General features: G+C 32.1%; 11 protein-coding genes. 5 read left to right on the forward strand and 6 right to left on the reverse strand.

The window, feature by feature from the left end:
- Positions 1-2,397: 2,397 nt before the first annotated feature.
- Positions 2,398-2,586: a hypothetical protein gene (locus NEH74_RS06285; RefSeq protein WP_262941198.1), complete on the reverse strand. Its 189-nt coding sequence runs from the start codon at positions 2,584-2,586 to the stop codon at positions 2,398-2,400.
- A gap of 756 nt (positions 2,587-3,342) precedes the next feature.
- Between NEH74_RS06285 and NEH74_RS06290 the strand changes: the two genes are divergently transcribed.
- Positions 3,343-3,993 carry a hypothetical protein gene (locus NEH74_RS06290; RefSeq protein ID WP_055304551.1) on the forward strand — a complete coding sequence of 217 codons (651 nt, stop codon included), beginning with the start codon at positions 3,343-3,345 and terminating at the stop codon, positions 3,991-3,993.
- 19 nt (positions 3,994-4,012) lie between these two features.
- Here the strand turns inward: NEH74_RS06290 and NEH74_RS06295 are convergent, their stop codons facing one another.
- Entirely contained in the window at positions 4,013-4,918 is a 906-nt protein-coding gene (locus NEH74_RS06295) for a ComEC/Rec2 family competence protein (RefSeq protein ID WP_238580581.1), read from the reverse strand.
- A gap of 394 nt (positions 4,919-5,312) precedes the next feature.
- Positions 5,313-6,083: an alpha/beta hydrolase gene (locus tag NEH74_RS06300; RefSeq protein ID WP_262941199.1), complete on the reverse strand. Its 771-nt coding sequence runs from the start codon at positions 6,081-6,083 to the stop codon at positions 5,313-5,315.
- 194 nt (positions 6,084-6,277) lie between these two features.
- Here NEH74_RS06300 and NEH74_RS06305 point away from each other — a divergent pair, with 194 nt between their 5' ends.
- Together NEH74_RS06305 and NEH74_RS06310 are read left to right on the forward strand one after the other, a co-directional pair.
- Positions 6,278-6,934 carry a hypothetical protein gene (locus tag NEH74_RS06305; protein WP_055244891.1) on the forward strand — a complete coding sequence of 219 codons (657 nt, stop codon included), beginning with the start codon at positions 6,278-6,280 and terminating at the stop codon, positions 6,932-6,934.
- 175 nt (positions 6,935-7,109) lie between these two features.
- Entirely contained in the window at positions 7,110-7,673 is a 564-nt protein-coding gene (locus tag NEH74_RS06310; protein WP_055244893.1) for an SH3 domain-containing protein, read from the forward strand.
- 43 nt (positions 7,674-7,716) lie between these two features.
- Here the strand turns inward: NEH74_RS06310 and NEH74_RS06315 are convergent, their stop codons facing one another.
- Complete coding sequence (locus tag NEH74_RS06315; RefSeq protein ID WP_237257897.1) at positions 7,717-9,042, reverse strand: MATE family efflux transporter; 1,326 nt, start codon at positions 9,040-9,042, stop codon at positions 7,717-7,719.
- A 70-nt stretch (positions 9,043-9,112) separates the two neighbouring features.
- On the opposite strand from NEH74_RS06315, the gene NEH74_RS06320 reads away from it, so the two are divergent.
- Positions 9,113-9,928, forward strand: coding sequence for a MerR family transcriptional regulator (locus NEH74_RS06320; RefSeq protein ID WP_055244895.1), 816 nt, complete (start codon positions 9,113-9,115; stop codon positions 9,926-9,928).
- A gap of 173 nt (positions 9,929-10,101) precedes the next feature.
- Here the strand turns inward: NEH74_RS06320 and NEH74_RS06325 are convergent, their stop codons facing one another.
- Positions 10,102-10,401: a (2Fe-2S)-binding protein gene (locus NEH74_RS06325; protein WP_055244897.1), complete on the reverse strand. Its 300-nt coding sequence runs from the start codon at positions 10,399-10,401 to the stop codon at positions 10,102-10,104.
- Between the two features lie 68 nt (positions 10,402-10,469).
- A complete protein-coding gene (brnQ, locus tag NEH74_RS06330; RefSeq protein WP_262941200.1) occupies positions 10,470-11,750 on the reverse strand; it encodes a branched-chain amino acid transport system II carrier protein in 1,281 nt (426 codons plus the stop codon).
- Between the two features lie 465 nt (positions 11,751-12,215).
- On the opposite strand from brnQ, the gene NEH74_RS06335 reads away from it, so the two are divergent.
- Positions 12,216-13,043 (forward strand): metallophosphoesterase, encoded by an 828-nt coding sequence (locus NEH74_RS06335; protein ID WP_262941201.1) that lies wholly within the window; start codon positions 12,216-12,218, stop codon positions 13,041-13,043.
- The last annotated feature ends 8 nt before the right edge of the window (positions 13,044-13,051 follow it).

Consider the following 13,051-nt stretch of genomic DNA (forward strand, 5'->3'; position numbering starts at 1 on the left):
AAGAAAAATTTTGAGTTTTTGTGCATTTTATTGTTCGATAAGAATAATTGATTTACCCAAGAATCTATGTTTTTATTATAAAAAATACAGATACTTTAAAAAAGAGAATTTCAATCATTTTTTCACGTATTTTTGCATATAAAATTGTCATAACTTTTACAAGTATAAAAATAGCGGTCATAAATTTATGACCGCTATTTATTTGTGTGTAAAACCAGGTGTGAAAACACTATTTTTTTTGAAATAAAAAGCTAAAAAATGTTGATATATCAACAAAAAACAGCTATGTAAAAATAGCTGTTTTTCTGAATACAATTTTAATAACAATTTAGTAAAAACTCTCTCTAAACTGAAACCGATGAATAAAAAGTCCTCTTTTTTGATTTTTGACTATTTTTTTGACAAATTTAGATTAATATCTAGAGAATTAGCTACAAAAAACTACTTATCCACAGAACCAAAAAGTTCCATGTGGAACATTTTTAGGAAATGTGGATAAGTGATGCATAATAATTAAGAATTTTGATTATCAGTTGTGACATAAATATGAGGAATAATCCAGGAAATAAGAAGCTAATGGTTACGATGATAAGGTGTTTTTTGTTTATCACTCATCGTGCAATGGATTTCTAAATTATAGCATTAGGTAAGAAATAGTTTCTCATGTTAGACTCAATTTATTGTGCATTTAATCTGACTTGCCAATAAGGGTTGAATTTGTTTACTAATTATCCATTAGTCAAAATAAAGATAAAATGATGATTTAATTTTGACTTACGTTACTAAAATAAACAGGAAATACTTAAAAGTTAAAGAAAATAAAAAGTAACTCAACTAATTTTATTTAATAAGATATTGATACGCTCTAAAGTACGATATCATGGCGAATTTATCGCTAAATCACAGGAGATTAGCGTTTATTTTTCGTTCTTTCTTCATGATGATACCGACATTAATTAATAGGAGCATCACTCGCAGATACACATGGAATCAGAGAGCGAATATCCCCAAGATAGCTAGAATAATAAAGATAAGCATGAGTAAAATGCTGTTGCTAGCAAAGTTGATATACGTGAAACCAACGATTGATAAGAAGTAGTGATTTTATAAACGGTAGAATGATTGAGTGTTTCTATAGTGAGTCTGAGTTACAGATATGTGATTAATCAGTTACTATATATAAGCCCGGATAAGTTCTTCATATCGTAAAAACTTTTAAGACCCTACCAGCGTTAGATACATTTTCTTCAAAATGGTAGGTACGACAAGCCCTAGTAGTTGAGGAAAAGATTTCTTTCGGAAATCACTAGGTAGCCTCGAGACTATAGGATGTCTTCTTAGCAAAGTGTTTTAGAAATTAAGACTGATTCTGAAAATGGAAATACATTTCGCTATACAAATCTCTTCAGAAGAAGTTAATTGAAGTTAAACTGAGTGTAATCATTAGTTTTAATTAATATAGAGTGTTACTAGAATCAGTTGAAAATTTAATAATTAAATTAGTGCTAGTTCGTCATGTTGTAAGCATCGGAAATTAGAAAATAAATTTATAGGTTCGACAGATGTAGAGTTATCTGAAAATGGGTTAAGAGAGACTACAATGGTGACTAAATTTCTACGTGAAAATGGAATTGAGTTTGATGGTGAGCCCTCATATCTTAAATACGTCATTGGAACTCTAGGGATTATTCTTTATGAGATGGTTTTAATATGGATTCCTGTTCGTATATGCCATGGAAGGTAAATGAGCGTTCTTATGGTGCGTTACAAGGTTTAAATAAGTAAAAAACAGCTGAGATTTATGTGGAAGAATAAGTTCATAAATGGTGTTATTATGTAGGGGGGCGCCCACGAGGTTTAACAAAAGAGGACCGACGTTATCCAGGATATGAATTTAAAGATTATGATTTAAACCAAGAGGAGTTCCCATTAACGGATAATGTCTCTAACACTGAAAACATGTTTGAGAAGAATGGATGAATATATTGTGTCAGATTTAGGGAGGTCGAAAGAAAACTCGTGATTATTGTAGCTCATGGGAGTACGTTAAGCGTGTTATAAAGTATGTAGATAATATTTTAAGCGAGGGGATTGCTAAATTAAATACCCCAACACCGTTGGGGTATGAATTAAATAATGAGTTAAAACTAATCTGAAACTATTATTTATCTCTAGATGGAATGATTCCTGAAGGGGGGAATACCTAAGCAGTTAGAATCATCCACAGATTAAGAAAAAGAAGTGATGATTTTTATCCATATGGAAGTCGAGATAGGAGATTTAGGAAAGTGTGGATAAAAAATGAGTCCAATCGGTGCGAAAATTGTTGAAATATGAGTTTTTGTGAAGAAAAAGACGTAAAAAAACACCTCAAATGTTAACTGAGGTGTTTTTTTACTATTCAAATAAGTCATCAAACTCTTCATCTTCAAGATCTTTTAGACGTTTTATTTCATCAGATTTAGCTTTTTGTTGTGCCACTTTTTTTATTACATGATTAGTACTCATACCGATTCCAACAATGGCTCCTGTAATTAAAAGAGCAGTAAGACCACGTTTTTTTATTTTTTTGTTTTGTATCTCCATTTTTAAGCACCCCTATTAATTAAAGTGAAGTAATACTATGCCTACATTATAACCGATTTTGTTGAATTTTGATATTATATAGCACATTTTATTAAATATTTTTACACCTTAATTAAGATGATGCATGATGAAACAATAGGATAAGAAATAGGAGAAATTGTAATCGAATCTTTCAGATTATAATTTCATTTTTAAACTACTCTTTATCCTTCACCACTTAGTTTGTTCGATGTTATAGAAGGAGGAGAAAGGGATCAATTTTTTGACTGATTTTATAAAAATCGTTCTTTTTTATTGTGTCTTGTTTATTCTTATTTTCTATTATCCTCTTTCATCTCCTCTCTTTTTTTGTCCTCTTTTTTTCTCTACTGGGGCTATTTTTTTATCATATTCCCTATTATCCTCTATGATTCTATTAATTCTCCATTTTTAAATACTATTATAAAACTCAAGATTAAGTATTATTAAACTTTTTCAACCCGCTTTTACCAGTTAATCCACCACATCGCCGTAAAGCTATAAAACTGATTAATAGATATATTCTATAAATTAAAATACACATGTACGCAACTTGTATTGTTGGTTTGGGAAATAATTTGGTTGAATTTTTGTAGTTCAAGCATACCTGATTAGGGGTAAAAAAATTGTTAAATTATAAAAGAGAAGTTCGACATCTTTTGATGAGCATTTATCTTACATAAATAGAAGATGATTATTAAATAATAATTATGAATGCATGAATAAGGCGGTGAAGTGATGAACGTATTTAGAAAATTATTGTTCACATTTATTTCAATCTTTCTTTTAACCTATTCTGTAAAGGCAGCTGATGGGCCAAATCTAAAAGAAAGCGACTACTTGAAGAAAATTGATTTAATCTATCTAGAACTAAAAGATAGCCTTGGTTCCACAGAAAAAACAGGCGATTTAAATACTGATTTTTTAAATCAGGTCTTACAATATCAAAGAGCATTAATTGCTTTATCTAAAAATGAACTTCAATATGGTGAACGAAAAGAATTAAAACAGCCGGTCGATCAATTCATTGATGGGTTAAAATTAAATTTAAAGAAAATTAGTAAAGTTCAAAAGAAGGTTAGTGAGAATCCTGTTTATGATGAAACCAAAGAAGCTACCTATTTATCCAGCTATGAAGAGATTTATCAACAAATTTTAACGAATCTTAAAGTTGAAGGTGAGCAACCTACTGTTTTAATTGGGAATAGTATTGATATGGACTTTTTAACACGATTGTCAAAACAATGTGAGGTGTGGACGATCTTTATGAATAGTATTTTGCAACAAACGGAAGATGATGGGGTCAAGGAGTTAGCAAATGATTTAATTCAGAGTTCAGATAGATTAAAAGGTGAGATACAAGCATTAATTAAACAAATTGAACAATAGAAAAGGAGACTAAGTTAATTTAGTCTCCTTTTTGTTTGAAAGAAATAATCGTTTTTAGTTGTTGATGCACACTAATATTTTTTCCATCACTTCGAATGACGATAGGTCCATCACTTGTCATGAGTGTTTGGACATGATGTTTTGCTAATAATTCAAGTACCTCTGTATCCGCATATTCTTCTTCTGAACAAGTAATAATTCCATAGGTTGGTGAAATGGCCGTTAATAATTCATCGATTTTTTCACTATATCTTCCATGATGAGGTAATTTTAATAATGTATAGTGTAGTGGGCTTGTTGCTAAAAATTCGCTAAGGCGGATACTTTCAGCATCTCCTGCAAATAGGAAGCTTTGGTTACCATATGAAACAGAAGTAATGAGTGAATAGTCATTAGATAGTTCATATTCTTCTTGTAATGGAGGAGAAATGATGAATGTTGCATCATTCAGTTTAAAGGTCATATCATTTATTAGATAAATGGGAGTTAGTTCATGGTCGTTTAGTGCTTTTGTATATTGTTTATATTGTTTTGTATCACGGGTGTAGTTGGGCTGAATGACATTTGAAACAGCTACTTCATCTAAAATAGTTTCCGCTCCACCAATATGATCTTTATCTAGGTGAGAAATAATGAGGTAATCAATGACATCAATTTGTTCTTTTTCTAGAAAATCTGCAATTTTTTCACCATTTTGATCAAGACCTGTATCAATCATTACCGTTTTATCCTCAACTTTAATAACGATACAATCTGATTTCCCTGTTTCGAGAATATTGATTTCTAAGGGAGCATCACTTAAATTAACAGAGGTGGTAAGTCGATTTTCTTTACTTAAATCACCTGAGTGACAAGCGGATAAGAGCGTGATATTAATGAGAAGAAGCAATGTAAAATGTAGTTTTGAGGAAAAGGGTTTCGTCATATATAAAAACTCCATTCTATAACATCATTGTGAACCAATATTATTTGAATTTAGCATAGCACAAAATCATAAAAATCTCGGTAGTATTAGTATATAAAAAAAGTAGAAATTCATTGAAAATGATTTATATTTTATTAGTTTATGAATCGTATTTTGGAAACATAGCCTCACAATTTGAAAAAAATAATAGATATTCCGCATATAAAAAGTCGCTAATTCTAGTTTATATATAGTATGTTTGTCGTTTATTAACTTTAAACAGTAGAAAAATGGATTTTATAGTGAAAAAGTGAGAAGTTTAATCATTTTATAAAATGGGCTATTTGATAGGAAAGCAGTAATTTTACTTTTCATTAAATAAATAAAAAGTTCGGCATTCGCCGAACTTTCTATTTTATAAAGGTAACCATTCGATCACTTTTTCAATGTAGGTATCCCAGAATTTCCAGTCATGAATTCCAGGGGATTCAACATATGTAAATTCAATAGCTTCTTGTTTTAGGAAGTCACGATAATCACGATTTTGTTCAATTAAGAAATCTTCTGTTCCACATGCGAGATAAAGTTGTGGAATATCCACAGCTTCATTTTTTAACTTTTGAATTAATGCTTTGTAATCTTTATCACTTCCGATGAGCTCATCTAAGTTTCCAAAGATACTTTCAAAATAAGAGCGACGTTCAAGAAGTGATTCAGCATGTGGTGTTGAGTTTAGAGCACGATCCAAGATAAAGGCTGAAGAAAGGCCAGCGATGTGACTAAATGTTTCGTGATATTTTAAGCCATTTCGAACAGCTCCGTATCCCCCCATTGAAAGGCCAGCAATAAAGGTATCTTCACGTTTCGTTGAAAGATGGAACATTTCTCGTGTCTGTTCTACAAGCTCACGACCGATAAATTCACCATATAGATGACCACGTCGTTCATCATCGACATAAAAGCTATTTTCTCCTGCCGGCATAATAACTGCTAGACGAGCTTGCTCGGCAAGTAGAGCAATACGTGAGCCCATCAACCATTGAGTATGATTATCTGTAAATCCATGTAAAAGATAGAGTGTTTTGAAGGGTTGATTTTTGATTGGATGCTCGGTTGGAATAATTGCTTTATAAGTGACCATTCGGTTGAGACATGTTGAATGAAAATTTACTTCTACTATTGCCATAAAAATTCCCCCTAGGATAGAAATGATAATCCTACCATATCATACATCACTTGTTAAATAAAAGCGTTTACTGACGCTAGAAATAAAGATTATGTCGAAAAAATGAGAGTGAAAATAGGGATGATTTGTTTCGATTGAATTGCTGTTGCATAGACTAATACTAGTAAAAGAACTCGTTGTAGGGAGGATGAATCATGAAATTAAAGTGGGGGTTAATAGGGATTTTAATTGGAATTTTATCAGCATGTCAGTCGAGTAATCAACCAATGGATATTACTTATCCACAACCTTCTATAAATATTCCAGCTGAAGGACAAAAGCCGCCTATTGACTCCGAGGTAGAAATTAAAACACCAGTTTTAAAATCAGATCAAATCGAAGAACCTATTAATCAAACAGACGAAAATGAGGAGCGTGTCGATTGTCTTGTGAGTGCGACGGTCAATCAGGCAGTGGAATTACTACAGTTACAGATGAGTGAGAAACAACTCGCTGCTATTATTCATGAACCAACAGAGCAACAATTAGCTATAGTAGACCATTTGGATGTGATTGAATATAATCAAGAACCAAGTGATGAACGACTGTTGGTTATTCCACAACATATTGGCTCAAAGATTACAATTTATCAAGTTAGATATGAAGATGATAAGTTAATTGAAGGTACTCCTTTATTAGAGACACAAATTGTCGAAGATGGTCAAATCTTAGATATAGAATGTTCATTACCGGAAGGCATTCCACATACTAAAATTGTGATTGAGTATAAAGAGAATCGAGTCGATTATTTAATAACTTATGATGGGGTAGGAACACGGCCTCAAGTTGAATTTTTAGAAGATGAAAACTGAAGCATAAAAGATTCGGTCCAGTAGGAAACTGAGGCTGAATCTTTTTTAATTGGGGGATAATGTCAGTGAAAAATACATAATTATTCTACTAAATTATGATATGATTAATTAAAATAATAAAATTCTCGATTTATTTAATGATTTTGCAACAGGATTTAACACGGGAGGGATTAAGATGAAATCGAAGAAAAAAGATGAATTTGATGGAAAAGTCACTTCATGGACACAGAAGCTTGGTGTTTCAATTATCGGGCTTTTAACAGCATTAGGTGCGGGATTAATTGTTTATACAGGTGTTATGGCTGCTACATATGAGCAACCTAAATCTGAAAATGATTATTTAACTTATGATAAAGTTGAAGTGGAAACATCAGATGATTCAATAGATGTAAATCAAGATACATCGGTTGATCAAAAGCAAGAAGAAGTGACACCACCAGCAACAGATTCATCAAATGAGCAGTCGTCAGATCAAACACATGAAACTGGGCAGCAACAATCTGAAAAACCAGTACAACAGGAACAAACTCCAGTTCAAACAAATAATAATGAGGCTTATTGTAATGTTGATGGAGTAAATGTTCGTGCGAAAGCAGCAACAGGAACAGATATCATCGGAAATTTAGATGCAGGAGACAAGGTTAAGGTATTAGATCGTTATTATAGTGATGAATGGATTCAAATTTCTTTTGAAGGAGAAATTGGATACGTTTATGCGGAATATTTAACATTTAAATAATGAAAAGGGGTTATCTCATTTTGAGACAGCCCCTTTAATGTTTTTATTCATAATGATAATAACTAGCATATCTTTTCGTTAAACTAATAGAAATCACGACAGTGATGAACTCAGCAAATGGGATGGTTAACCAAATACCGTTCACTCCGAGGAGGATTGGTAAGAGGATAACACCGATGATGACGAGAATTAAACTTCTTAAAACTGAAATTAGTGCTGATACTTTTCCGTTAGAAAAAGCAGTGAACATAGCGGAAGCAAAAATATTAATTCCAATCGGTAAGAAACTAAAGGAGAACAGATAAAAGCCACTTTTTGTGATATGATAGACCTCAGTTTCACCACCGGTAAATATCTTAATAATGGTTGACGCAAGAATTAAGGCAAGTACAAACGTTACAACTGAGGCAACGCTAATGAAGTGATAGCTATATTTGATTAATTGTTTTAATTGTGGATGATTGTTTTCACCATAACTGAAACTAATTAAAGGGGCTGCTCCTGATGAAAATCCTAAGTACACAGACATTAATAAGAATTGAGCATATAAAACAATGGTAATCGAAGCAACCCCATCTTCACCTAAATACTTAATCATCATTAGATTAAAAAGAAGTGTCGTGACAGCTGTGGATAAGTTTGTGACCATTTCTGATAATCCATTTGACATACTTTGAATGAGAACATCCCATTTTAATTTAGGCTTCGTGAAATGAAGATAATTTTTTTGGTTCATGAAATAGATTGAACCAATCATAGAAGGAATTAAAAGTCCAATCCCTGTTGCTAACGCAGCGCCTGAAATCCCTAAATTAAAAACAACGATAAAGACATAATCAAGAATCATATTCGTAAATCCACCAATTAACGTATTTATGAGTCCTAATTTAGGATTGTTTGCGGTCACCATGAAATAATCAAACAATGATTTTAGGATTGCAATTGGCGTAAATAAAGTGATAATAAATCCATACTCATAACAATAAGAATAAAGATTCTCTGTTGCACCAAGAAGCTTTAGTAGATTTGGAAGAAATGTAAGTTCTATAATCATTAAGAACATCCCAATAATCACACTGCATAAAACAATGAATGAGAAATTTTGTTTCCCTTCCAACGAATTGCCTTCCCCAAATTTTTTTGCTACAATGGCACTACCACCGGTTGCAAACATAAATGCAATCCCATACGTTAAGCTAATCAGTGGAAGCGTGATATTAATGGCTGATAATGCATTTTGTCCAACAAATCGTGAGACAAAAATTCCATCAATGATCGTGTAAAGTGATAAAAAAACAATCATAATCATCGTTGGCGTTGTAAAAGCCATAAATGATTTAAAGGTTAACTGTTTACTATCTGTATTCATTAGGTTAATCCCACCTTTCTTAATTATCATAAAGTATATGGTTACCGTATAGTCAAGAGGAGCATGAGGTATGAATCAGTATTTTACGACTGGAGAATTTGCAAAACTTTGGGGGGTTAAAAAGCAGACCCTTTTTCATTACGATGAGATTGGAATTTTTAAACCAGCGATTAAAAAGCCTAATGGTTATCGTTACTATAGTTATCAACAGTTTGAAGTTTTTGGGGTGATTTCGGTATTAAAGGAAATGGGAATGTCACTGCAAGAAATTAAAACTTATTTAGATAGTCGCAGTCCAGAACAACTGATCCACCTTTTTTCTCAGAAGATAGATCAAATTGATCGAGAAATTGAACATTTAAAGACTTTAAAACAAATCATGCATGAAAAAGTCGAAATGACAAAACGAGCGATCTTGTTAATAGGCGATGAAATTGAGTTAAAGCAGATGGAAGCAGAATATTTTATGATTAGTCCTGAATTAGATCAATTTAATCATCGAGAATTTTTTGATCATTTATCTGAGTTTATGAAGCGGGAAGATTTTAATTCATATACGACTTGGGATTCTGTAGGAGTCATGATTGATCCACAGCGGTTAGCTAAGAAAGAGTATCTAGACTATACTCATTTTTATTCTCGAATCGAAGATGTCACTCAAGCTCAGACGGTTTTTTTGAAACCAAAAGGATTATATTTGATTGCTTATCATCGTGGGTCATACGATACAACGTATCAAACCTATGATCGAATGATTGAATTTGCTAAACAAAATAACCTGGAATTCTCAGGTTATTCCTACGAAGAGTTTATTCTAGATGAAATTTCAGTTATTGGATACGATAATTATTTAACGCAAATTCAAATTCAAGTTCAACTAAAATAAAAGGGACTATCTCAAAATAGATAACCCCTTTTTCTTATCAACTTAATGAATCTGTTAATGTAAACGGATGACGCAATATTTACAATAAAATTAAGGAATATCAAAGTTATCCACAAGTGATGCAACGTTTAAAAAATATGATGTAATGAAAAAGACCTTGCTCCGCAAGGTCTTTAATGTTTAAGTTCTAAAATATTTTCTAAGATTGGGATGCAGCGTCCACAGACTGTCCCTGCTTCTGTAAGCTCTTGGATTTTTTCAACTGTATCTGCACCATTTTGAACAGCAATCGCTACTTCTTCAACTGATACCTTTTTGCAGCTACATGCAAGATATAGAACATCCTCAATTTCTTTCATTTTTTCAGGAGTATCAGCTTGAATGGACGTCATTTTTAAGATGTCATCAATCGTACGAGCTCCTTTAGCTTGAGCATGACGAATTTCAATATATTCTTCTCTTGGTAAAGACATCGGCAATGCTTCCTTTCTGTATAGATTATATTTTTAGAATGAGAGATTACCTCCGTTAATATACCTATTTATAATTCTTTAATAGGACTTTTGACGGTTAATAATTTTTTAGTGCCAATCATTTCTCCTACTATTGCGACAAGTAAAGATGGTAGAAGCCAGTTTAAACCTAAATTTGCTAAAGGTAGTTCATTCATAAATGAAACATTAGCGGCAGATAGAGCACTGATTAGTAATGTTGTGTATCCTGCAAAAACGAAGGATAAATTGTTACTAAAGAATTTTTTTAAGACACTTAAAATAACTAGGATAATGGATACTGGGTAAATAATAGTTAAGATAGGAACTGATAGCGCAATAATTTGATCGACTCCAATTGTTGAGGCAATTGTGCTAAAGGTACAAATACAAATAGCGATGTGTTCATATTTTAGTTTTTTGTTTGTCACGTCTTCGAAATATTTACTTGTAATAGAAGTTAGACCAATTGCTGTTGTTAGGCAAGCTAATGCGACAATAATACCTAAAATAATTGTTCCTGATTGTCCCATTAATTGATGAGTAATTGCAACTAATAAAGCAGTTTGAGAAACAGAGGCATCAAATTGATTAGAAACAGTTGCTCCTAAGTAAGTTAACCCACCATATATTAAGGCTAACCCACAACAAGCAAGTATCGTTGCGTTAATCGTTAACTTAATACGTTCTTCCTGTGAGGTATATCCTTTCCCTATGAAAGAAGCTATCATGAATGCAGTGATTCCTCCAACTCCTAAAGCATCCATTGTTTGATATCCTTGCGTTAATCCAGTAACGAATAATTCATTTGAATTAATCTCATTATTTAATGTTCCAAGTGGAGATATCATTCCTTTTCCAATCAAGAAAGCTAGACAAATTAATAAAACAGGAGTTAGGAACTTCCCGATAATATCCATTACTTTTGTTGGACGAATCGTTAATATAAGGGTTAAGGCAAAGAAGATAATTGAGAAAAAGACTGAGTTTACTCCTGGAATTAATGGCGTAATACTTAACTCAAATGTAGTTGCGGCTGTTCTAGGAATAGCTAAAATTGGCCCTAAACAAAGCATCATCATAATTTCTAGGCTTAGTCCAAAATTTTTACCTGCACGTCCAACAATGGATTGATAATCACCACATTTAGCGATGGCATAAATTGAAAGTAAAATAATTCCGACATCCCCTAAAACAAACCCTAAAAAGCTTGTTAACCATTCACTTCCGGAAGTAACCCCGATAAATGGTGGGAAAATTAAATTACTTGCTCCGAAAAATACTGAAAATAATGCAAATCCTACAATAATGATATCTTTTTTTTGCTTCATCTTTTTTTCTCCTCTTTTCTATCGTATGAATAAAAAAACCACATAGTTTCAATAGACTATGTGGTAATTTGATAAGCTTTTAATAAAAGGGCCACATAGTTTTTTATCTATGCGGCATCTATTTTATAATAAGATATAGCCATCATAGAGACAAACGTCTAAAAGTTTGTACCTATGATGGGAATGACTCCAAGCATAAATACAAACTTAACAATAATAGCTATAATCATACAGATTAGTTAATGTTGAATTCATCTGGCGTCATCCTTTCTTAATTATAAAATATGATTGAGCTTATTATACTAAAATTTCCAAATGAAAGCAATCAATAAGGATTAAATAGATTAATAAATCTTTCGACATTTAAAGTGAAATTAATTTAAAAATAGTATTTGTGATTTAAATTTAAGGGGAGTACAATATAAGTTTGTAAAGATAACAAACGAGAGTATAGAGGATGAGCAGATGAAAGTATTTTTTAAGCGATTAGGGTATTTGATTTTATTTGGAATTTTAATCATACTTTATTCAACCTTTGTTGAACCAAAGTTGTTACGAGTGATTTCTCATGATGTGCCACTTAGTAAAATTCAAGGCGAAGCGATTAAAGTCGTGCAATTTTCAGATACACATCTAGGTGACTTTTTTACGATTGAAGACTTACAAGAAGTCGTTGATAAAATCAATGAACAGGAGGCAGATCTCGTTTTATTTACGGGTGATTTAATGGATAATGCGGCTAATTATGATGGAGCTATCGATGAAATAGCAATCGTTTTATCTAAAATCAAATCTAAATTTGGAAAATACGCTGTTTTTGGGAATCGAGATTATGGTGGGGGAGCTGAACGTTTTTATGAAGATTTAATGGAATCAGCTGGTTTTAACGTGTTACTCAATAATCATGAAACGTTGAATATTAAAGGAACGACGCTTAGTCTCTTTGGAGCTGATGATGCCTTGATTGGATATTATGATTCGATTCAGACAATGAAAGGCATACAAGAAAATCACCTTAATCTTTTAATGTTACATGAGCCTGATTTAGCTGATGATTTTATCAATTATCCAGTCGATTTAGTGGTAGCGGGGCATAGTCATGGAGGACAGGTATATATCCCATTTGTTGGACCTTTAATGACAACAGCGTTAGCTGAAAAATATGTACGTGGGTTTTATGAGATTAATCGTGATATGAATTTATATGTTAATACGGGAATTGGAAATACAAAGGCACCTTTTCGATTGTTCAATGTGCCACAGATTACCGTTTTTTATTTAAAAACAAAATAAAAAACTCC

The organism is Turicibacter sp. GALT-G1, assembly GCF_025594995.1.
Lineage (GTDB): Bacteria > Bacillota_I > Bacilli_A > MOL361 > Turicibacteraceae > Turicibacter > Turicibacter bilis.

Bases quoted from the DNA above. Each gene is read 5' to 3' on its own strand.
- NEH74_RS06295 (WP_238580581.1), bottom strand. From the start codon at position 4,918: ATGACGAAACCCTTTTCCTCAAAACTACATTTTACATTGCTTCTTCTC.
- NEH74_RS06290 (WP_055304551.1), top strand. From the start codon at position 3,343: ATGAACGTATTTAGAAAATTATTGTTCACATTTATTTCAATCTTTCTT.
- NEH74_RS06285 (WP_262941198.1), bottom strand. From the start codon at position 2,586: ATGGAGATACAAAACAAAAAAATAAAAAAACGTGGTCTTACTGCTCTT.
- NEH74_RS06300 (WP_262941199.1), bottom strand. From the start codon at position 6,083: ATGGCAATAGTAGAAGTAAATTTTCATTCAACATGTCTCAACCGAATG.
- NEH74_RS06315 (WP_237257897.1), bottom strand. From the start codon at position 9,042: ATGAATACAGATAGTAAACAGTTAACCTTTAAATCATTTATGGCTTTT.
- NEH74_RS06325 (WP_055244897.1), bottom strand. From the start codon at position 10,401: ATGTCTTTACCAAGAGAAGAATATATTGAAATTCGTCATGCTCAAGCT.
- NEH74_RS06320 (WP_055244895.1), top strand. From the start codon at position 9,113: ATGAATCAGTATTTTACGACTGGAGAATTTGCAAAACTTTGGGGGGTT.
- NEH74_RS06310 (WP_055244893.1), top strand. From the start codon at position 7,110: ATGAAATCGAAGAAAAAAGATGAATTTGATGGAAAAGTCACTTCATGG.
- brnQ (WP_262941200.1), bottom strand. From the start codon at position 11,750: ATGAAGCAAAAAAAAGATATCATTATTGTAGGATTTGCATTATTTTCA.
- NEH74_RS06335 (WP_262941201.1), top strand. From the start codon at position 12,216: ATGAAAGTATTTTTTAAGCGATTAGGGTATTTGATTTTATTTGGAATT.
- NEH74_RS06305 (WP_055244891.1), top strand. From the start codon at position 6,278: ATGAAATTAAAGTGGGGGTTAATAGGGATTTTAATTGGAATTTTATCA.